At 72.1% G+C, this 21,136-nt stretch carries 17 protein-coding genes; 6 read left to right on the top strand and 11 right to left on the bottom strand.

The window, feature by feature from the left end:
• Positions 1 to 129: 129 nt before the first annotated feature.
• The gene (locus AB0K15_RS32995) at positions 130 to 1,212 is read right to left on the bottom strand and encodes a potassium channel protein (protein ID WP_285970266.1); all 1,083 of its coding nucleotides are present in this window, start codon (positions 1,210 to 1,212) and stop codon (positions 130 to 132) included.
• Positions 1,213 to 1,318: 106 nt separating this feature from the next.
• On the opposite strand from AB0K15_RS32995, the gene AB0K15_RS32990 reads away from it, so the two are divergent.
• On the top strand, positions 1,319 to 1,702 hold the full coding sequence (locus tag AB0K15_RS32990) for a hypothetical protein (RefSeq protein WP_364059347.1): 384 nt from the start codon (positions 1,319 to 1,321) through the stop codon (positions 1,700 to 1,702).
• Between the two features lie 37 nt (positions 1,703 to 1,739).
• Here AB0K15_RS32990 and AB0K15_RS32985 read toward each other — a convergent pair whose 3' ends face one another.
• Positions 1,740 to 5,180: an ATP-dependent DNA helicase gene (locus tag AB0K15_RS32985; protein WP_364059344.1), complete on the bottom strand. Its 3,441-nt coding sequence runs from the start codon at positions 5,178 to 5,180 to the stop codon at positions 1,740 to 1,742.
• A complete protein-coding gene (locus AB0K15_RS32980; RefSeq protein ID WP_364059566.1) occupies positions 5,177 to 8,350 on the bottom strand; it encodes an ATP-dependent DNA helicase in 3,174 nt (1,057 codons plus the stop codon). Before AB0K15_RS32980 ends, AB0K15_RS32985 begins: the two co-directional genes overlap by 4 nt.
• 139 nt (positions 8,351 to 8,489) lie before the next feature.
• Between AB0K15_RS32980 and AB0K15_RS32975 the strand changes: the two genes are divergently transcribed.
• Entirely contained in the window at positions 8,490 to 8,816 is a 327-nt protein-coding gene (locus tag AB0K15_RS32975) for an MGMT family protein (RefSeq protein WP_364059341.1), read from the top strand.
• Positions 8,817 to 8,842: 26 nt separating this feature from the next.
• Positions 8,843 to 9,664, top strand: coding sequence for a siderophore-interacting protein (locus tag AB0K15_RS32970; protein ID WP_364059338.1), 822 nt, complete (start codon positions 8,843 to 8,845; stop codon positions 9,662 to 9,664).
• Positions 9,665 to 9,681: 17 nt separating this feature from the next.
• Here AB0K15_RS32970 and AB0K15_RS32965 read toward each other — a convergent pair whose 3' ends face one another.
• From AB0K15_RS32965 to AB0K15_RS32955, 3 genes are read right to left on the bottom strand one after another with little or no spacing between them, the layout of a single operon-like run.
• The gene (locus AB0K15_RS32965) at positions 9,682 to 10,173 is read right to left on the bottom strand and encodes a DinB family protein (protein ID WP_364059335.1); all 492 of its coding nucleotides are present in this window, start codon (positions 10,171 to 10,173) and stop codon (positions 9,682 to 9,684) included.
• Entirely contained in the window at positions 10,173 to 10,967 is a 795-nt protein-coding gene (locus AB0K15_RS32960; protein WP_364059332.1) for a uroporphyrinogen-III synthase, read from the bottom strand. Before AB0K15_RS32960 ends, AB0K15_RS32965 begins: the two co-directional genes overlap by 1 nt.
• Positions 10,960 to 11,937, bottom strand: coding sequence for a YafY family protein (locus AB0K15_RS32955; RefSeq protein WP_364059329.1), 978 nt, complete (start codon positions 11,935 to 11,937; stop codon positions 10,960 to 10,962). The genes AB0K15_RS32960 and AB0K15_RS32955 overlap by 8 nt, the downstream gene beginning before the upstream one ends.
• Positions 11,938 to 11,999: 62 nt before the next feature.
• Between AB0K15_RS32955 and AB0K15_RS32950 the strand changes: the two genes are divergently transcribed.
• Positions 12,000 to 12,398, top strand: coding sequence for a DUF3224 domain-containing protein (locus tag AB0K15_RS32950; protein WP_364059326.1), 399 nt, complete (start codon positions 12,000 to 12,002; stop codon positions 12,396 to 12,398).
• An 11-nt stretch (positions 12,399 to 12,409) separates the two neighbouring features.
• The gene (locus AB0K15_RS32945; RefSeq protein ID WP_364059323.1) at positions 12,410 to 13,528 is read left to right on the top strand and encodes a crosslink repair DNA glycosylase YcaQ family protein; all 1,119 of its coding nucleotides are present in this window, start codon (positions 12,410 to 12,412) and stop codon (positions 13,526 to 13,528) included.
• Here the strand turns inward: AB0K15_RS32945 and AB0K15_RS32940 are convergent, their stop codons facing one another.
• Positions 13,529 to 14,002: a MarR family transcriptional regulator gene (locus AB0K15_RS32940; RefSeq protein WP_364059320.1), complete on the bottom strand. Its 474-nt coding sequence runs from the start codon at positions 14,000 to 14,002 to the stop codon at positions 13,529 to 13,531. It abuts the gene before it with no gap.
• A gap of 111 nt (positions 14,003 to 14,113) precedes the next feature.
• Between AB0K15_RS32940 and AB0K15_RS32935 the strand changes: the two genes are divergently transcribed.
• Positions 14,114 to 15,313, top strand: coding sequence for an FAD-dependent monooxygenase (locus tag AB0K15_RS32935; RefSeq protein WP_364059317.1), 1,200 nt, complete (start codon positions 14,114 to 14,116; stop codon positions 15,311 to 15,313).
• Between the two features lie 508 nt (positions 15,314 to 15,821).
• Here AB0K15_RS32935 and AB0K15_RS32930 read toward each other — a convergent pair.
• From AB0K15_RS32930 to AB0K15_RS32915, 4 genes are read right to left on the bottom strand one after another with little or no spacing between them, the layout of a single operon-like run.
• Positions 15,822 to 16,925, bottom strand: a complete 1,104-nt coding sequence (locus tag AB0K15_RS32930; RefSeq protein ID WP_364059314.1) for a uroporphyrinogen-III synthase — start codon at positions 16,923 to 16,925, stop codon at positions 15,822 to 15,824.
• A complete protein-coding gene (gene nirD / locus AB0K15_RS32925) occupies positions 16,922 to 17,260 on the bottom strand; it encodes a nitrite reductase small subunit NirD (RefSeq protein ID WP_364059311.1) in 339 nt (112 codons plus the stop codon). The genes AB0K15_RS32930 and nirD overlap by 4 nt, the downstream gene beginning before the upstream one ends.
• On the bottom strand, positions 17,257 to 19,776 hold the full coding sequence (gene nirB, locus AB0K15_RS32920) for a nitrite reductase large subunit NirB (protein WP_364059308.1): 2,520 nt from the start codon (positions 19,774 to 19,776) through the stop codon (positions 17,257 to 17,259). The genes nirD and nirB overlap by 4 nt, the downstream gene beginning before the upstream one ends.
• Complete coding sequence (locus AB0K15_RS32915) at positions 19,776 to 21,113, bottom strand: nitrate/nitrite transporter (protein ID WP_364059306.1); 1,338 nt, start codon at positions 21,111 to 21,113, stop codon at positions 19,776 to 19,778. Before AB0K15_RS32915 ends, nirB begins: the two co-directional genes overlap by 1 nt.
• Between the last annotated feature and the right edge of the window lie 23 nt (positions 21,114 to 21,136).

Raw genomic sequence — 21,136 nt, 5'->3', positions numbered from 1 at the left:
GAGAGCTGCACGCCGCCATGGTTCCAGATCCACGGGGCAAAACCCAGTGAGGTCCCGGCGGCCGTCGTCACCGTCCGCCGATCGGCCGTCACCCAGCGGTCAGGAAGTCACGGCCCGGGATTCATCGCGTCAGGATTCGACCTTGTCGGCCGAGGTGACCTTCTTGACGTACAGCAGCCGGTCGCCCGGTTCGATCGCGTCGGCCTGCGGGGCGTCGACGCGGTAGAGCACGCCGTCGCGGACCACGCCGAGCACGATGTCGGGCAGGTGCCGCGGCGAACCACCCTCCTCGGACGGCTCCACGGCGCGTTCGGCGATCGCCAGGCCCGACTCCGGCGTGATGAGGTCCTCGACCATGTCGACCACGAGCGGCGTCGACGTCGCCATGCCCAGCAGGCGCCCGGCCGTCTCGCTCGAGACCACGACCTGGTTCGCGCCCGACTGCTTGAGCAAGTGGACGTTCTCCGCCTCCCGCACCGACGCCACGATGTGCGACTTCGGCGCCAGCTCGCGCGCGGTGAGCGTGACCAGCACGGCGGTGTCGTCGCGGTTCGGGGCCACGACCACGGCCTTCGCGTGCTGCACGCCGGCCACGCGCAGCACGTCGGCCCTGGTCGCGGAACCGTGCACGGTCACCAGGCCCATCGAGCTGGCCGCCTCCAGCGCCTGCTGGTCGGTGTCGACCACGACGATGCGGCTGGGCTGCACGTCCTCGTCACCGAGCAGCGCGTTGACGGCCGAGCGGCCCTTGGTGCCGAATCCGACGACGACGGTGTGGTCGCGCACCTTCGTCCTCCACTTCTGGATCTTGAATGCCTGCCGGGAGCGCTCCGTGAGCACCTCCAGCGTGGTCCCGACGAGGACGATGAGGAAGAGCACGCGCAGAGGCGTGATGATGAGGACGTTCACCAGCCGCGCCGACGCCGAGGCCGGCGCGATGTCGCCGTAACCGGTCGTGGAGAGCGAGACGGTGGAGTAGTAGATCGCGTCGAGGAAGGACACCCCGTCGCCGTTGACGTCGCGGTAGCCGCCGCGGTCGGCGAACACGATCAGCACCGTCGCCAGCAGCGCGAGCAGCGCGCCGATGATCCGCTTGACGATCGAGCGCATCGGGCTCGTGGTGAACTCCGGCATCCGGATCACGCCGACGAGCTCGTGGTCGGGGCGGTCGTTGAGCCGGACGTTCAGGGGCAGCCGTTTCAGGGCTTTCATACACCGGCTCCCCGCGGGTGTTCGGCGTCACTCACAGCGGGGAGGATAGCCGAAGGTCATCGCCCGCACACCCGTCGCGGTGATCACGTTGTGGCAGGCTGGACGCATGTCCGACTCGAGCAGGCCGCAACGGCCCGCCTACTGGCTCGCCGGTTTCCTCGCCTCCGCCGGTCTGACGCACTTCCTACGCCCCAGGCAGTACGACGCGCTGGTACCGGAGGAGCTCCCCGGTTCGCGTCGCGCATGGACGTACGCCTCGGGCGCCGCCGAGCTCGGCGTGGCGGCGGCCATCGCCCTGCCCCAGACCCGCCGGCTGGGCGGGCTCGCGGCGGCGCTGCTGTTCGTGGGTGTGTTCCCCGGCAACGTGAAGATGGCGCTGGACTTCGAACGCAAGAAGCTGCCGGCGCCGGTGCGCGCGGCGGCCTGGTTCCGGTTGACGGCGCAGTGGCCGCTGGTGAAGTGGGCGTTGAAGGTTCGCGACAGCGCCTGAACCAGCTGCCTGAACCAGCTGCCTGAATCCGCCTGAGTCACTCGCGCGGGACGCTGCGCAGCAGGTCGCGCAGGCCTTCGGCGTCGAGGAGGTCGGCGGGGCTGAGCGTGTGGCCGTGGCGGACGTAGTGGAAGGCCGCGCGCACGCGGTCCACCGGCACGTTCTTCAACGCCGCCCACGCGAGCCGGTACGCGCCAAGCTGCACGGCCAGCGCGGGCAGGCGGTCGGCTGACGGGACGGAGCCGGTTTTCCAGTCCACGACGGTCCAGCCGCCGTCGGGATCCGCGTAGACGGCGTCCATCCGGCCGCGCACCGTGATGCCCTCGACGTCGGCCGAGAACGGCACCTCCACGGCCAGCGGCACGCGCTCGGCCCACTCGCTGCGTTCGAAGGCTTCCTGCAGCTCCTCGAAATCGGAGTCGGGGGCCTCGCCGAGGTCGGCGGCGCCGGGCAGGTCGTCGATGTCCAGCAGGCCCTCGCCGGAGAAGCGCTGTTCGAGCCAAGTGTGGAATGCCGTGCCGCGGCGGACGAAAGTGTTGGGCGGCAAGGGAAGCGGTCGACGCAGCTTCCGGGCGAGCGCTTCGGCGTCGGCGGCGAGCTCCACGAGCTGGCTCACCGACAGCTGGGCCGGGAGCACGACCCGGTCCACAGTGGCCTGGGCGCGGGCGCGTTCGGCGAGCAGGACGTCGGTGTCGGCGGCCCAGCCGTCGGGGTCTTCGGGGTCGACCTCGTCGGTGTCTTCGTCTTCTTCGTCGTAGGTTTCTTCGTCCTCGTAAGGTTCTTCGTCGAACTCGTCGGGTTCGGGCGGGAGCGGCACCTCGTCGTCCTCGGCCACACCGAACAGTTCCGGCTGCTCGGGCTCGGCCGGCACCGGCGCACGCTCTTCGGGTGTTCCGGGTGTTCCGGGTGTCTCGGGTGTTTCGGGCAGCACCGCCATCGCCGCGAACACCATCTCGACGCCCGTCGACACGCCCGTCCGCCGGTCGCCCAGCGGGTCGACGGGCCAGCTCGCCTTGCGAGAGTCCGCCACCAGCGGGTTGTCCTCGTCGTCGGCGGGTTCGTCGGCCCACGCGTCGAGCACACCGATCGGTGGGTCGGCCTCGCGCAGCACGTCGGCGATCTCCGTGAGGAACACCGACGGTCCCTTCGCGCGCGTGCTGCTCTCGTTCCACCAGTGGCCGGACACGATCAGCGCGCGTTCCGACCGCGTGAGCGCGACGTAGCAGAGCCGGCGTTCCTCGTCGGCCTCCCGCTCGGCGAAGCCCTCCTCGTGCAGTTCGAGGGCTTCCTGCACCTCCTTGCGGTCGAACCCGTCGGAGACGCGCAGCTCAGGCAGGTCGGCCGAGTCGCCGCGCAGCAACGCGGGCAGCGACGTCGACGTGCGCAACCACGACGAGGACCGGCGTTTGCTCGGGAACACCTCCGCCACGAGGTGCGGCACGGCCACGACCTCCCACTCCAGCCCCTTGGCGGAGTGCACGGTGAGCACCTGCACGCGGTCGGGCACGACCTCGACCTCGCCGGGCGTGAGGCCGTCTTCGGCGTGCGCGGCGGTGTTGAGGTAGTCCACAAAGGACAGCAGGGTCGCGGTCGGCGCCGTCTCGGCGTAGTCGGTGACGACCTCCGCGAACGCGTCGAGGTGCGCGCGGCCGGCCGAGCCCGGGCGGGCCAGGGACTCGACGTCGAGCAGCATCGTGCGTTCGACGTCGGCCACCAGCTCCGGCAGCGACTGGTCGAGGCGCCGCCGCAACGCCGCCAGCTCCGCACCGATGCGCCGGATCCGCCGGTAGCCGTCCTCGGAGTAGCGCTCGGGCTTGCCGGGCTCGTCGACGGCGTCGATGAGCCCGGCCTGCTCGGCGCGTTCGGTGACGAGCACGGGTTCGTCCTCGGAGTCCGCCTGCGGCACGGGCGAAGACAGCTCCCCCGCGCGCCGCCACAACGCGGCCAGGTCCGCCGCCGCGAGCCGCCAGCGCGCGCCCGTGAGCAGGCGGGCCGCCGCGCTGCCGGCGAGCGGGTCGGCCAGCACCCGCAGCGTGCTGACGAGGTCGGCGACCTCCGGTTCGTCGAGCAGCCCGCCGAGGCCGACGACCTCCACCGGCAACCCGCGCATGCGCAACTCGGCCGCGATCGGCGCCATGTCCGCGCGCCGGCGCACCAGCACGGCGGCCGTCGGTGGCTTGCCCGTCTCCTCTTTTTCGGCGAGCCACCGGCGCGCCAGCGCGTCGGCCACCCACTCGCGCTCGGCCCGGACGTCCGGCAGCAGCGCCACGGCGATGTCGGCCGGGCCGGCACCGTCGCGCGCCCGCAGCGGTTCGACGCCGAGTCCGCGCGCCCGCAACGGCTCCGCCACGGCGTTGGCCAGGTCCAGGATCTGCGGCGGGTTGCGGAAGCTGGTGAGCAGGCCGAACTCGTGCGCGGGCGCGAGGCGGCCGTCCACCTGGCGCGGGAAGTCGGTGGTGAAGCGCGGCAGGTTGGCCGCTGAAGCACCGCGCCAGCCGTAGATGGCCTGCGCCGGGTCGCCCACCGCGGTGACCGGCATCGGCGCGTGGTCTCCCCCGCCGAACAGCGACCGCAGCAGCACGCGCTGCGCGTGGCCGGTGTCCTGGTACTCGTCGAGGAGCACGGCGCCGTAGCGCTCGCGTTCGCCCGTGATCACCGCCGGGTAGCCGTCGGCCAGCTGCGCCGCGAGCGACATCTGGTCGGCGAAGTCGAGCGCGCCTTCGGCCCGCTTGCGCCGGTGGTAGGCCTCGACGAGCGGCAGCAGCGCGAGCCGGAACCGTTGCGCCGCCATCACTTCCTGCAGCTTCTGCGGCAGCGCGGCCCGCTGTCCCTTGGCCCGCGGGGCGTTCTCGATCACCTCGCACAGCCACGTCGTGTACTGGGCGAGCCGTTCGGTCGACACGAGGTGCTCGCCGAGCTCCCCGGCCAGCGCGAGCAGCTGCGCCGTGACCGAGGACGGCACGCGGTCGGTGTCGAGGTCGTCGTCCCAAGTGGACACCACGCGGTGCGCGAGCTGCCACGAAGACGTCTCCGACAGCAGCCGCACGCCCGGCTGCACCGGCAGCCGCAGGCCGTGTTCCGACAGCAGCCGCCCGGCGTACGCGTGATAAGTCAGCACGGTGGGCTCGCCGGCGACGACCGTGGCGCGCAACCCGCCCGACGGGTCGAGCTTCTCCAGCAGCCCGGACCCGGCCAGGCGGCGCAGCCGGGCGCGCACGCGTTCACCGAGCTGGCGCGCGGCCTTGCGGGTGAAGGTCAGGCCCAGCACGCGTTCGGGGCTCACGATCCCGTTGGCCACCAGCCACACCACGCGCGCGGCCATCGTCTCCGTCTTGCCCGCGCCGGCGCCGGCGACGACCAGCGACGGCTCCACGGGCGAGGCGATCACCGTGGCCTGCTCGGGGGTCGGGCGGTGCAGGCCGAGTGCGTCGGCGATCTCCGCGGGCTCGACCGGGTTGGCGATGAGCCGGAAGCTCACGGGCCGGTCACCTGCCTGCCCTCGGGTCGCAGCGGGCAGCAGCCGCGGGCGGGACACCGGTCGCAGTCGGGGTTCTCGTGGGCCTGGTACTCGGGCCCGGCCGCGGCGGCCGCCGCCGACCGCACGAGGTCGAGCCACTGCCGGCCGCCGTCGTCGTCGAGCGGCGGCTGGTCGCGTTGCGTGGCGCCGGTCTTGTTGTTGGTCTTCGCGACGTACACCAGCCGCGCGCCGCCCGGGGTGTTCTTGCCCTCGATCGCGCCGAGCAGCACGGCGAGCTGGTACGCGGCGAGCTGCGGGTGCTGCTCGGCGTCGGCGCTGGACACCGGCACCTTGCCGGTCTTGATGTCCACGATCACCGGGCGGCCGTCCTTGTCCAGCTCCACGCGGTCGACGCGGCCGCGCAGCAGCACGCGCACCTCGTCGTCGCCCATCGGCAGCTCGACCTCGATGTCCTGCTCGACACCCGCCTCGATCAGCTCCTTGCGGCTGCCTTCCAGCCACGCGACGAAGTTGCGCAGCATCTGCTCCACGCGGTTGCGCTCGCGCCGGGAGAACCACGGGGCACCCGCGTCCACGCGCACCCAGGCGTCGTCGAGCGCGGCCTGGATCTGGTCTTCGGTGCGACCACCCGCGACGGCCTGCGCGAGGCCGTGCACCAGCGTTCCCGTGACGGCGGCGAGCTGCGCGGGGTCGCTGCCGCCGTGGCGTTCGACGAGCCAGCGCAGCGGGCACTTGACCAGGATTTCCACTGTGGACGGTGAGATCCGCATGAGGTCACCGGGTTTGTGCACCGGGTCGTCGGTGGAGGACGGCAGCAGGCCGTACCACGTGCTGGGGTGCGCGCCCGGCACACCGGCGTCGGCCAGCCGCGCGAGCTGCTTCGCCGCACGGGCGCGGCGTTCGGGGTCGGCCTTGTCGTCGCACACGACCTCACGCAGCTCGCCGACGAGCTCGGCCAGCACCAGCGAACGGCCGGGCGGCTTCATGCGGGAGTCGAGCGCGCCGTCGTCGGCGCCGTTCTCCTCCAGGTCGTCGAGGAAGCGGGACGGCTGCTCGTCTTCACCCGCGACGGCCGTGACCAGCAGTGTCCGGCGCGCGCGGGCGGCGGCGACGTAGAACAGGCGCCGCTCCTCGGCCAGGATCGGGGCGATGGCCGAGACCTTGTCGCCGTCGTCCACCCCGGACAGCAGGTCGACGAGCCGCTCCACGCCGAGCAGGGAGCCCCGCAGGCGCAGGTCCGGCCACGCGCCCTCCTGCACGCCCGCCACGGCCACGACCGTCCATTCGCGACCCGCGGCCGCGTGCGCGGTCAGCAGCGACACGCCCTCACCCGGGATCGCGGCGGGCGCCAGCGTGTCCCCGGCGATGTTCTGCGACGACAGGTAGTCGGCGAACGACGCGACGCTCGCGCGCGGCAGCCGGTCGACATAACGACCGGCGGCGTCGAACAGCGCGACCACGGCGTCGAGGTCGCGGTCGGCCTGCGCACCGAGCGAGCCGCCGCGGTCGACGAACCGCAACAGCCGTTCCTGCAGGCCACTGGCTTCCCACAGCTCCCACAGCACCTGTTCCACGCCTTCGCCGCGCGCGACCGCCTGGTGCGTGACGCTCAGCAGCTTCCCGACGCGCCGCACCGGCGTCGCCTCGGCGTCGGCGAGCCCGACCAGGATGTCGCCGCCGCGCAGTGCTTCCACGAGCAGCTCGTCACTGGAGCGCTGGCCGCCGCCGGCCAGCTCGAGCCGGCGCAGGCCGCGGCGGACCCGGCGCAACGCGAGCGGGTCGGCGCCGCCGAGGGCGGAGGACAGCAGCATTTCGGCGAGGTCGACGTCGAGCAGCTCCGGCTGGGCCGCGATCCGCAGCACGGCCAGCAGCGGCCGGACGGCGGAGTGCTTGGCCAGCGGCAGCTCTTGCGTCGCCGAGCCGATCGGCACTCCGGCCGCGCGCAACGCCCGTTGCAGCACGAGGAAAGTGCGCGCGGGCGAGCGCACGAGCACCGCCATCTCGGACCACGGCACACCGTCGACGAGGTGGGCGCGGCGCAGCTGATCGGCGATCCAGCTCGCCTCGGCGGCGGGCGTCGGCATCAGCCGGACGCGGACTTTGCCGCCGCGTTTTCCTTGCGGCGACACGAGTTTCCGGTGCCGCGACGCGCCCGGCAGCGTGGCGCCGAGCTTCGTCACGGCCTCGCGCACGGCCGGGGCGAGCCGGTGGGAGGTGGTGAGCGTGACCGTGCGATCGCCATCGGAGTCCGCGTCGGCGAACAACCGGGGATCGGCGCCGCGGAAGGAGAACACGGACTGGTCGGGGTCGCCGGCCACCACGAACTCGGCCGCGGTCTGGCCGATCTGGCGGATCAGCTGGATCTGCAGCGGGTCGAGGTGGTGGGCGTCGTCCACGAACAGGTGCCGCACGCGGCCACGCTCGCGATCGCGCAGCTCCTCGTCGTCTTCGAGGGCCAGCAGCGCGGACGTGACCAGTTCGGCGGCGTCGAGCGCCGGCGCGCCGCGGACGCCGAGCGCGTTGCCGCCCGCGCCCTGCAGCTGCGTGACCTCCTCGTACTGCGCCCAGAAGTGCCCGGCCGCGACCCACTCCTCGCGATCCGTGCGGTGGCCCAGCTCCACGAGGTCCTCGGGGCCGAGCCCGCGTTCGGCCGCGCGCATCAGCAGGTCGCGCAGCTCCTCGGCGAAGCCCGGCACGAGCAGCGCCGGACGCAGCTGGTCGGGCCAGCCGGGGGCGCCGACGTCGAGGTCACCCTGCAGCAGCTCGCGCACCACCACGTCCTGCTCCGCGCCGGCGAGCAGGCGCGGCGGCGGCAGCTCTTCGGCGCGGGCTTCGAGGCGAAGCAGCGAAAACGCGTACGAGTGCACCGTGCGCACGAGCGGTTCACTCACCGTGCGCGGCAACACCGACGACTGCTCGGGATCGGACGTGAGGCGGCGGGTGATGTCGGCCCGCAGCGCGTCGGCCGCGCGGCGCGACGCGGTGAGCACGAGCACGCTCTCCGGGTCGGCTCCGTCGGCGATGCGGCGCGCGGCCGCGGTGGCGAGCAAAGTCGTCTTGCCGGTGCCGGGACCGCCGAGCACGCGGAGGAACCCCGCGGGTGCGGACAGCAGCCGGCGAGCGCCCGCGTCCCAGGTGAACGTGGGTGCGCCGGCGGCAGGCGGGCGCACGAGCCGCGCCCTGCCCTGCGCCGTTCTCCGCCCGTTCACGCCTACGATGGAAGCACGCTGACACGCACGGGTGGCGCACCGGCACGCAGTTGCGCGACCGGCGGTCGAAACTGTCGGTGGCGTGCGGCACAGTGCTCGGGTGGACGACGAACTTCACGAACGGATCCGGGGCGTGATCAGCGACGTGCCGGCGGGCACGGTGGCGACGTACGGTGACATCGCCGCGCTCAGCGGCGCTCCTTCACCCCGGCTGGTCGGGCGCGTGCTCGCCGAAGACGGGCACGACCTGCCGTGGCAGCGGATCCTGCGCGCCAACGGCACTCCGGCGCCGCACCTGGCCCACCGGCAGCTCGAGCTCCTGCGCGCGGAGGGCGTGTTCGCCGACGGCCAGCGCGTGAACCTGCGCGAGTACCGCTGGCGGCCGGACGGGCTGCCGCAGGACGAGGGACCCGAAGGCCTTTTTTAGCCCGACTACTTAGGTTAGGTTTCCTAATGGCATTGCTGACTGCGCACCGCGGCCGGGTCACCGCGGTCCGGCGGGTCACCCCGCACATGGCCAGGGTCACGTTCGACTGCGCCACGCTCGCCGCGACCGAAGGCTTCGGACCCGACGCTTACCTGAAGGTGTTCTTGCCGCTCGACGATCAGGACGAGCCGCAGCTGCCGCCCCCGCCGGCGAGCGGCGACGTGGTGTCCTGGTACCGGTCCTACCTCGCGATGCCCGACGAGGTCCGGCCGCCGATGCGCACCTACACCGTGCGCGCGTTCCGGCCCGTGCCCGGCGAGGTGGACATCGACTTCGTGCTCCACGACGAGACGCTGGGCCCGGCTTCAGCGTGGGCCGCGCGGGCGACGGCGGGCGATCGGGTCGCGTTCGTGGGCCCCCACAGCCTGTACGAGCTGCCGGAGAACGCCGAGTGGCAGCTGCTGGTCGGCGACGAGACGGCGCTGCCCGCGATCGGGGCGATCGTGGAGAACCTGCCACGTTCGGCGCGGGCTTCGATCTACGTCGAGATCCCGGACCGCGCCGAACGCCAGACCTTCGACACCCTCGGCGCCGTCGAACTCCACTGGGTCGTGCGCGGCGCCCGCCCCCACGGCGAAGCTCTGCTCGGTGCCGTGCGCGCCGCGGCCCTGCCCGGCGGCGCGCCGTACGCCTGGGTTTCGGGCGAGGCCGACATCGTGAAGCACGTCCGCCGCCACCTCGTGCGCGAACGCGGCTTCGACAAGAACACGATCTGCTTCACCGGCTATTGGCGCCACGGCCTCAGCGAGGAAGCGGCCGGGCGCGAGCGCGTGGCTGCAATTTCCTGAGCTGGGGCTTCCTGAGCTCAGGCAGCGAGGACCTGCTCGCGCAGGATGTCGGCGTGGCCGCAGTGGTGGGCCAGCTCCCGCAGCACCTGCAGGTACACCCAGCGAACGGTGCGCGGGCCGGACCGGTGACCGGTCACGACGGCGTCCAGCGCCCGGTCCGCGACCGCCGACCGGGCCGTGGCGCAGGCTTCCCGGTAGTCCGCCGTGACCGAGGCGACGGTGTCGTCGGCGGCGAGCCGGAACGACTCGTCCGGGCTCCGCACCAGCCCGAGCTCACCGCGCGACGTGCCGCCGACGCATTCCTCGAACCACACCCGCTGCATCCACGTGACGTGCTTGACCAGCCCGAGCAGCGTCGTCGCCGACGGCACGAGGCTGCGGCGGGCCTGCTCCTCGGTGAGCCCGTCGAGCGTCTTCTCGATGCCCACGCGGTATTCCTCGATGAACGCCTCGAGCTGAGTGCGTTCGTCGTCCAGCGGCACCGCGAACGAACCCCTGAACTCACCCATCAAGCCCTCCCCAGCGTCGAAACCACCAGCTTCACCAGAGCACCGAGCCGTTGCCGGTCGGGTTGGCGCGTCGGAATGCCCTGCGCTTCCAGCGGGGCCGCCGTCACCGGGCCCACGCAGAAGGTCTTGACGGCGCCGCGCCGGAGGACGTCGTGGGCGCCGGTGTCGGCCGTGAGGGCCAGGAAGTTGGTGGCGGCCGGGGCGCTGGTGAAGACGAGGGCGTCGACTTCGGCGGAGACGATGTCGCGCGCCAGGGAGGAGACTGGGGCGGTGTCGGCGGGTGAATGCCAGCGGTAGGGCTGCACCGCGACGACCTCGGCGCCGACCAGAAGACCGGTGAACTCCGGCAGTGGCGCGCCGTGGAGCTGGACGGCAACGCGGGAACCGGCCACGCCCGCGGAGACCAACGCCCCGAACAGCTCGGCGTTGCTCTCCCCCGGCGCCGAGAACTCCTCGCGCAGCCCCGCTCCCCGCACCGCGCCCACGGCTTTCGGGCCGCGCGCGAAGATCCGCGACGAGCCCAGCACCGTGAGCAGGTCGTCCTTCAGACCCCAGCCTTCCGCGGCGGCGAGCCAGCCGCGGAAGCCGGCACCGGTCGTGACGGCCGTGAATGCCACCGGCGCGGCGAGCACGGCTTCGGTGCTGAGCCGCAGCTCGGGGTCCTCGGCGAGGGGCACGATGGTGATCGTCGGCGCGTGGCGCACCTGCGCGCCGTGACGAACAAGCGCCGAGATGAGGTCGTCGGCGCGGCGTTCGGCCGTGACGCCGATCCGCACCCCGTCCAGCTCACCCATAGGTCGCGCCCATCTCCCTGATCGCCTCCGCGAGCCGCGCTCGCAGGTCCGCCGGCTCGAGCACCTCCAGGTGCGGCCCGAACCGCAGCAGCTCGCCGACCGCGGGTTCCCCGGGCTCGACCGGCAGCTGCAGCGTGAGCCAGCCTTCCTCATCGGCGACGGCACCGCCGTCCAGGGCCTCGCGCAGCGCCCGCGCCCCGACGCTGCCCGCGTAGAACGGCAGCAGCCCCTGCGCCCGCGGCGACAGACGCACGGTCGCGAGCCGCGGGTACATGCGTCGCTCGAACTGCTCCGACCACTCCTGCCAGTAATGCGGCAGGTCGAAATCCGCCGGTCGCTCGAACGCCTCACCGAGGTCGGTCAGGTCCAGGATCCGGGAAATCCGGTACGTGCGATCGGACCCCTCGCACCGGCCGGCGAGGTACCAGTTGCCCGCCTTGAGAATCAGGCCGAGCGGCTCCAGCACGCGCTCGACCTCGCGTTGGCCCCAGCGTTCGTAGCGGATCCGGATGCGGTGGCTCGACCACACGGCGTCGGCCACCGCGGACAGCACCGGCAGGCTCTCGATTCCGCGGTGCCACCCGGGCACGTCGAGGTAGAACCGCTCGGCAACGCGGCCCGCGCGGCTGCGCAGCTCCTTCGGCAACGCGGCATACAGCTTGAGCTGCGCCGCCGCCAGCACCGTGCCCAGGCCCAGCTCCGCCGCGGCCACGGGCAGGCCGGCCAGCGAAAGCGACTGCGCCTCCTCCTCGGTGAGCCCGGTCAGCCGCGTGCGGTAGCCGTCGACCAGCTGGTAGCCGCCGGTGCGGCCGCGGTCGGCGTAGACGGGCACGCCGGAAGCCGACAGGGCGTCGATGTCGCGGTACACCGTCCGGACGGAGACCTCCAGCTCGGCGGCCAGCTCCTCGGCCGTCATCCGGCCGCGGTTCTGCAGCAGGAGCAGCACCGTGAGCAGCCGGGACGCGCGCATGAGTCGAGTATGACCGAAAATCCTGACACAAGCTGACAGGTATGGGCGGTTGAGTGGTCCGCATGAACACGTTCAGCATGAAGAACTGGGACGAACACCTCGCCAGCGGCAGCGAAGGCGGCCCCCGCGTGGCCTACGCCCACGCCTCGATGGAGTACCGCGGGGTGATCGAAGGTGAGTCGATCTGCGATTACCTGCTGTACTACGCGGGCGAGGGTTACGACGGCGGCGGCACCACGTCGCCGAGCTTCGAACGGTTCGACGCGACCGTGGACGGCCGCCGCGGCACGTTCGTGGTCCGGCACGAGGGCGGCTTCGACCCGAAGGGCATCTGGTCGAAGTTCGACGTCGTGGCCGGCTCCGCGACGGGCGAGCTCACCGGCCTGACCGGGTCGGGCACGGTGAAGGGCACGATGGGCGAGCCGACGGTGTCGTACACCTTCGACTACGCACTGAGCTGAAGGAGGCCGCTGTGCTCGAGGTGTCACGCAAGCAGGTGCTGGCGTACCGGGTCGCGCGGCACGGGCTGCACCGGGACTTCGCGGATCCGGTGGCGTCGCCGCTGTTCGACCTCGGCCTGCAGGACAGCATGCGTGACACCGCCCTGCTCGCCCTCTCGGCGCGGTCTTCGTCGCCGGTGGAGCCGACGTCCCTTGTGGACGATCCGCGTGTCGTGCTCGTCTGGTCCCACCGCGGCGCGCCGCACTTCCACCGGCGTGAAGACCTGCGCGAGCTCGTGACGTCGCTGATCCCCCTCGACGACGCCGACGCCCTGGCCCGGATGCTGTGGCAGAAAAAGGAAATCGGCGCGACGGGCGTGCCCGCGTCGGAGGTCCTCTTCACCGCGGCGCGGGCCATCCGCAAGGTCGTGACGGAGCCGATGACGAAGGGCGCGGTGAGCGCCGCCGCCACGCGCGAGCTGCCGGATTCGTTTTCGCGCTGGTGCCGGCCCTGCAACGCCACGCACATCCAGGAGCAGCTCATGCGCCTGGCCACCCTCCACGGCGGCGTGCGCCTGGAAGCCGACCGGTCCCCGGCGACACTGGCGCCGCTGGAGAACCGCGGCCGCATGCGCACTTCGCCCGACGCGGCGGCCGTCTCGCGCGTGGTGCGCGGCTATCTGGTCGCGAACGGTCCCGCCACCCAAGGCGACGCGGCGGGTTTCGTGGGCACGGCGAAGACGGCCCTGGCGGCGGCCTGGCCTACCGACCTGGCCGAGGTCAAAGTGGACGGTCGCCGCGCGTTCCTGCCCGCCGATCAGGTGGCCGCGCTGGAGAACCCGCCCTCGCCGTCGGTGGTCCGGTTGCTGCCGCGGCTCGATCCGTTCACGCAGGCCCGCGACAAGGCCGTGCTGGTGCCGGACAAGGCTCGCGCGAAGGAAGTGTGGAAGATCCTCGGCAGCCCCGGCGCGTTGCTGGTGGACGGCGAGCTGATGGGCGTCTGGCGCACCCGCGGTTCGGGCAAACGCCTGGCCTTCACCATGACCGCGTTCGACCCGCTTCGCGCCGCGGATCGGGATGCGGCCGAGGAAGAGGCCTCCCGGGTCGCGGTGGCGCGGGGGTACGCGGACTTCTCCGTCACCTGGGCCTAGTCACTCCACTTCGGACAGCCGGGCCGTCAGGTCGTCGACGAACCGGTTCAGCAGCGTCCCGAACGTCCGCTGGTCCTCGATCGACCAGTCGGCCACCGCCTCGGTGAACCAGCTCAGCACGGTCTGCAGGTAGCGCCCGGCCGCGGCCGCGCCGTCCGGCGTGAGCTCGATGAGGCGCGCGCGCTGGTCGTCGGGATCGGCGACGCGGCGGACGAGGCCGCGCTTCTCCAGGGCGTTCAGGTGGCGCGTGACGTGCGGGCCGACGACCTGCATCCGCGTCGCGATCTCGCCGACGCGCAGCGGCTTGCGCGCCATCTGGAGGGTGATGATCACCGTGAGCGCCGGCCGGTCGAGGGCGAGGCCGGCCTGCTCCATGGCGCGTTCGGCGAGGTGGCTGCGGTTGAGCGCCGTGCTCAGCTGCATCAGGCGCGGCAGCACCGTCAACGGATCGAGGCGGCCGTCTGTGTCGCTCATCACACCTCTTACATACCTAAGTTAGCTATATAGTTGCCTCGAGCGCAGGAGTCGTCCGAGGCCCATTGTGCTCGCGAGAAGCATACCTAACTTAGCTATTGAGGAGTCACCATGACCACCGTCTTGATCTCCGGCGCCAGCATCGCCGGCCCCGCGCTGGCCTACTGGCTGCGTGAATACGGTTTCGACGTCACCGTCGTCGAGAAGGCCGAAGCCCTGCGCGGCGGCGGCTACCCCATCGACATCCGGGGCACCGCCCTCGGCGTGGTCGAACAGATGGGGTTGATGCCGCGGCTGCGCGAAGCCCACGTCGACAGCCGCAAACTCACCTTTCTCAACGAAGACGGCAGCACGGTCGCGTCGCTCCGCCCCGAAGCCATCGCCGGCGGCGTCGAAGGCCGCGACCTGGAGGTCCGGCGGGGCGACCTCGCCGAGGCGCTCTACAGCACCATCCGCGAAGACGTCGAGTTCCTCTTCAACGACAGCCTCGCCACCCTCGACGACCGCGGCGACGCCGTCGACGTGACCTTCCGCAGCGGCCGGCACCGCACGTTCGACCTGGTCATCGGCGCCGACGGCCTGCACTCGGGCGTCCGTGCGCTGGCGTTCGGCCCGGAGGAGCAGTTCCACCGCTACCTCGGCTACTGCTTCGCCGGCTTCACGATGCGCAACGACTTCGGCCTGGTCCACGAGGGCGTCCTCTGGTCCACCCCTGGCCGGGGCGCCGCCCTCTACGCCGTGGGCGACAGCGACACCATCTTCGGCTTCCTCAACTTCACCCGCCCCGAGCCGCCCTTCGACGCCTTCCGCAACCCGGCCGCGCAGCGCGAGCTCATCGCCGAGATCTTCGAAGGCGGCGGCTGGGAGATCCCGCGCCTGGTCGCGGCCATGCGCACGGCCGACGACCTGTTCTTCGACATCGTCAGCCAGATCCACCTGCCCCGCTGGTCCTCCGGCCGCGTCGCCCTCGTCGGCGACGCCGCGCACGCGCCGTCGTTCCTCACGGGCCAGGGCTCCAGCACCGCGCTCGTCGGCGCCTACGTGCTGGCGGGCGAGCTGGCCACCCACGCCGACCACCCGACCGCTTTCGCCGCCTACGAACAGACGGCGCGCCCGTTCGTCGAGGCCAACCAGGCCCTCGTCAGCGTCGGCAACGCCACCATGTTCCCCGCCACGGCCGAAGCCCTCGCCGAACGCAATTCCGGCCTGCGCAAGCTCACGACGCTGCCCATCGGCCCGGGCCGCCCGGAACACAGCGCGCTGGAACTGCCGGACTTCACCGGTCGACGGCCGGCCGGTAGCCGCGCCTGACGGGCCACGTCCTTTTCGGACAGTCGGGTACGTGCTCAGTCTCGAAGCTCGGCGTGCCATTCGACGGCGCACGGCAACCGGGCGGCAGCGGTTTCGACCGGAGTGCCTCGGTAGCAGGGATCCAGCACCACCGCTTCGCCGCCGGCGTGAAGATCGAGCACACCGTGGACGTGCGCTTCGACGTAGCCGTCGAGCGGATCGGGGTCGTCCGCCAGGGCCGCCGGGGTTCGAAAACACTGTCCGGGTAGCAGAACGGGGTACGAGCCAGAACCCACACTGAGGCGCGGGTGGGCCGGCCCGAACCGCGATGAGCCTCCGATCCGGCGCCGGCGGAAGTTCCGCGAACCGTACTTCGGCCGCCGCGCCGGCGGTGCGTCGTCGTAGGCGCCGGCGGTCGCCGCCGGGATGCGCGGACAGGCTCCCATTGCCGGCGCCGGTCGCGCGTGCTGCCACGTGGGCGATCGCGGTCTCGTGCGGGTGCGGCATGGCTCCAGTATCCGCGCCGATCTCACCGATCCACCGCAAGCCGGTAGCCGCGTTTGACCACGGTCTGGATGACGGCCGGGCCGCCGAGGGCGGTGCGCAGGCGGCCGATCGCGGTCTCGACCGCGTGTTCCTCACCGCCGCCCGGGAGGGAGGTGGTGAGTTCGCGGCGGGAGACGACGCGGCCGGGTGAGTGGGCCAGGGCGCGGAGCAGGGCCATGGGGGCAGGAGCGATGTCGTGCCAGTCGCCGTCGAGGAGGACGGCCTGGCCGCGCAGTTCCAACGCGTGGCCGGCGACGGAGAGGCGCGGGGTGCGGGCCAGGAGCGCGTCGGCGACGGTGCGGGCGAGGGCGCCGAGGCGGGAGCGCGCGGGCTGGACGGTGGGGATGCCCAGCGCGGCAAGGGGTGCGGCCGTGATCGGGCCGACGCAGGCGACGACCACGCGGGAGGACAGGGCGTCGACCAAGCCGGGCAGGCGGCCGGTGCGGCGGGCCAGGGCGAGCGTCGACGCCGCGGCCGGCGCGGAGGTGAAGGGCAGGGCATCGACAGTGCCGTCGAGCACGGCGTCCAGCAGGCGGTCGAGGGGGCCCGGGTCGGCCGGGCCGACCCAGCGGTAGACGGGGATCTCGATCACGGCCGCGCCCGCCGCGCGCAGGGCCTCGGTGAAGAACGGCAGAGGTTCACCGTGGAGCTGGACGGCGATCGTCAAACCGTCCACACCGGACTCCAGGAGGTACTGCAGCACGCCCGCGTTGCTTTCCGACGGCGGGGAGTAGTCCTCCGACAGGCCCGCGGCCCGCAGGGCGCCCGTCGCTTTCGGGCCGCGGGCGACGAGGCGGGCGCGGGCGAGGTGGGCCAGCAGCGCGTCGCCGAGGTTCCAGCCCTCGGCGGCCTCCACCCAGCCGCGGAAGCCGATGCCGGTGGTGGCGACCACGACGTCGACGGTGGACTCCAGCATCCGAACGGTGGCCGCGTGCAACTCCGTGTCGTCGGCGAGCGGCACGATGCGGATGGCCGGCCCGTACCGCACAGCAGCCCCCTTGCGCACGAGCAACGCACCGAGCTCGTCGGCCCGGCGCGCCGCGGTGATGCCGGCGACGAAACCCGCCAGCGGGAGCACGTCCGTCACGGGGAGCCCACCTCGACGATCCCCTCCCGCACCCGCACCCGGTAGACCGGCACGGCAACACCCCGCGCGTCCAGGCACTGTCCGGTGTGGAGCGAGAACCGTTCCTTGTAGACCGGCGACGCGACCACGGGCTCACCCCCGGCGTCGCCCACGATCCCGCGCGACAGCACCGCCGCACCGCTGCACGGGTCCCAGTTGGACAGAGCGAACCACTCCGAGCCGACGTGGAACACGGCCACCTGCTCGCCCTCCACCAACGCCGCCACCCCGGAGCCGTCACCGACCCGCGAGGCCGCGCACACGGCCGTCCAGATCCGTTCGATCGAGGTCGTCATCGCCGCACCTCCGATTTCTCAAGCAGCGGCATGCCCAGCAGCACCGGAACCCGTTGCGAGCGCTCCGGCCGGAACGAGATCGACGGGTCCGGCGTGCCCGGCGCGTTCACGAACGAGCTGAACCGCGCCAGCTTCTCCGGATCCTCCAGCACGCCGCGCCACTCGTCTTCGTAGTCCGTGACGTGCTTGGCCATCGCGGCGTCGAGGTCCTCGCAGATGCCGAGGCTGTCGTCCACGATCACCGCGCGCAGGTGCTCCAGGCCGCCGTCGAGCTCCTCCAGCCACGGCGCCGTGCGCTGCAGCCGGTCGGCGGTGCGGATGTAGAACATGAGGAACCGGTCGATCGTGCGGATCAGCGTTTCGGTGTCCACATCGGACAGGAACAGCTGCGCGTGGCGCGGGGTGGCGCCGCCGTTGCCGCCCAGGTAGAGGTTCCAGCCGTGCTCGGTCGCGATGATGCCGAAGTCCTTGCCGCGTGCCTCCGCGCATTCCCGCGCGCAGCCGGACACGCCGGACTTGATCTTGTGCGGTGACCGCAGCCCGCGGTAGCGCAGCTCCAGCTCGATCGCGAGGCCGACGCTGTCCTGCACGCCGTAGCGGCACCACGTCGACCCGACGCACGATTTCACCGTCCGCAGCGCCTTGCCGTACGCGTGCCCGGACTCGAACCCCGCGTCCACGAGCCGCCGCCAGATCTCCGGCAGCTGGTCCACCGTCGCACCCAGCAGGTCGATCCGCTGACCGCCGGTGATCTTCGTGTACAGCCCGAAATCCTGGGCGACCTGCGCGATCACCATCAGCTTCTCCGGTGTGATCTCGCCACCGGGGATGCGCGGGACCACGGAGTAGCTACCGTTTCGCTGCAGGTTGGCGAGGAATTTGTCGTTCGTGTCCTGCAACGTCGCCTGTTCGCCGCCGAGGATGTGGCCGTTGCCGAGCGTCGCCAGGATCGACGCGACGGCCGGCTTGCACACCGCGCAGCCCGACCCCGTGCCGTAGCGGCTGACCAGCTCGCTGAAGGTGGTGATGCGGGTGGCCCGCACGATCTCGAACAGCTCCGCGCGCGACTGGGAGAAATGTTCGCAAAGCGCTGTCGACTGTTCGACTCCGCACGCGGTCAGCACCTTCGCCAGCATCGGCACACACGAGCCACACGACGTGCCCGCGCGCGTGCACGCCTTGAGCTTGCCGACCGAGTCACAGCCGTCCTCGTGGATCGCCCGCGTCAGCGCGCCCTTGGAAACGCCGTTGCACGAACAGATCTGCGCCTCGTCCGGCAACGCCTCCACACCGACCGCCGCCCCGCCGCCGGCCGGGGCCAGCAACGCACCCGGCTCCGCGGGCAACGGACGGCCGACCAGCGCCCGGAGCGTGTGGTACTCGGCCGCGTCGCCCACGAGCACGCCGCCGAGCAGGGTCCGGCCGTCGTCGGTGACCACGAGCTTCTTGTACGTCCCGGCCACGGCGTCGTTCACCGCGACTTCCAGCGCGCCCTCGGTCGCCGCGTGCGCGTCGCCGAAGCTGGCGACGTCGACACCCATCAGCTTCAGCTTCGTGGCCGTGTCCGGCTCCGGGAACAACGCCGCTCCCCCGGTGAGCCGCGCCGCGACTACCTCCGCCATCGCGTACCCGGGCGCGACGATCCCGTACACCCGCCCCTCGACGGCCGCGCACTCGCCGATCGCGAACACCGCCGGATCGCTGGTGCGGCACTCGGCGTCGACCAGCACGCCACCGCGTTCGCCCACGTCCAGGCCGCACTCCCGCGCCAGCTCGTCCCGCGGCCGGACACCCGCCGAGAACACCACGAGGTCGACGTCCAGCTCTGTGCCGTTGCCGAGCTTGGCGAGCAGCCGGGACCCGTCGGCCTCGAGCGCGTCCGTCGATGTTCCCGTGTGGACAGTCACGTCCAGCTGCTGGATGAGCCGACGCAGCAGCGCGCCGCCACCCTCGTCGACCTGCAACGGCATCAGCCGCGGCGCCATCTCCACCACGTGCGGTGACAAGCCCATGTCCCGCAACGCCTTCGCGGCCTCCAGCCCGAGCAGCCCGCCCCCGATGACCATCGCGGACCGGCGCCCACGACCCGGCTTCGAGGCAGCCACCCGGATGGCGTCGAGGTCTTCGATCGTCCGATACACGAACACGCCCGGCAGCTCCCGGCCCGGCACCGGCGGCACGAACGGCCGTGAGCCCGTGGCCAGCACAAGGGTGTCGTACTCCTGCACGTGACCGGACGCGGTCGTCACCGTGCGGGCAGCGCGATCGACCGCGACCACGGCGTCACCCAGCCGAAGGTCCACCAGGGAATCGTCCGCGTAGTCCGCGCCCGGTAGCGCCAACGCCGCCGGGTCCCACGTGTCCACATAAGACGTCAGCGCCACCCGGTCGTAGGCGGGCCGGTTCTCCTCGGCCAGCACGACGACGCGCCACTCGCCCGCCGTGTCCGCCGCGCGCAGCGCCTCCACGAGCCGGTGCGCGACCATGCCGTGCCCGGCCACCACGAGTGTCCTCATCAGACCTCCGCCCCGGCCAGCGCGACCTGCGCCCGCACGGCGGGTTTGCGCAGGTACACCACCCACGTCACGGCCACGCACACCGCGTAGAACACGAGGAAGCCGACGAACGCGGGAATCCCGCTGTGCGCGTCGGCGAACGACTGCCGGAACGCGAGGTTGATGAACAACCCACCCAGCGCGCCGATCGCCCCCGCGAGCCCGATCAACGCACCCGACAGGCGACGGGCCTTGAGCAGTTCCGCGGCCTCGTCACCACCGAGGTCGATCGCCGCGCGCGCCTTCAGCTGGAAGATCGCCGGGATCATCTTGTACGTCGAGCCGTTGCCGATGCCCGTGAGGACGAAGAGGACGATGAACGCGACCGTGAACAACACCAGGGAGTTCGCCGACGACGCCAGCACCAGCACCACCGTGGCGAGTGCCATCAAGCCGAACGTCGCGAAGGTGACCCGGCCGCCGCCGAGCCGGTCGGACAGCCGGCCGCCCAGCGGCCGCGCGAGCGAACCCAGCAGCGGTCCGAGGAACGTCACCGCCGCGGCCTGCAACGGCGTGCGGCCGAACTGGTTCTGCAGCACCAGCCCGAACGCGAAGCTGTAGCCGATGAACGACCCGAACGTGCCGACGTACAGCAGCGACATCACCCACGTGTGTCCGTATCGGACGACCTCGCGCATGGCCTTGGTGTCGCCGCGGACCGTGGCGAGGTTGTCCATGAACAGCGCCGCGCACAAGGCCGCGACCACGATCAGCGGCAGGTAGATGAACAGCACCAGCCGCGGCGCGGTCGCTCCGGCCGTGCCGATCACCAGCAAGCCGACCAGCTGGATCACGGCGACCCCCAGGTTTCCGCCGCCCGCGTTGAGGCCGAGCGCCCAGCCCTTGTACCGCTCCGGGTAGAACGTGTTGATGTTCGTCATCGACGACGCGAAGTTCCCGCCGCCGACGCCGCCCAGCGCGGCCATCAGCACGAACGTGCCGAGCGACGTTCCGGGGTGCAGCACGATCGCCGTCAGCACCGTCGGCACCAGCAGCAGCGCCGCGCTGAAGATCGTCCAATTGCGACCGCCGAACTTCGCCACCGCGAAGGTGTAAGGCAGCCGCATGATCGCGCCCACGAGCGTCGGCGTGGACACCAGCAGGAACTTGTCCGCCGCCGAGAACCCGTACGCGGGCCCCATGAACAGCACGACGACCGACCACAGTGTCCAGATCGAGAACCCGATGTGCTCGGCGAACACGGAGAACCACAGGTTGCGGCGGGCGATCCGCTTGCCGGTCGTCTCCCAGAAAGTCTCGTCCTCGGGTGCCCAGTGCTCGATCCAGCGATCCTTCACGGCGTCCTCCTTCACAAGAGAGA

It is taken from the genome of Amycolatopsis sp. NPDC049253, assembly GCF_040678995.1.
GTDB lineage: Bacteria > Actinomycetota > Actinomycetes > Mycobacteriales > Pseudonocardiaceae > Amycolatopsis.
Note: the sequence above shows the minus strand (reverse complement) of the source record. Positions and strands in the feature narration are given on the sequence as shown.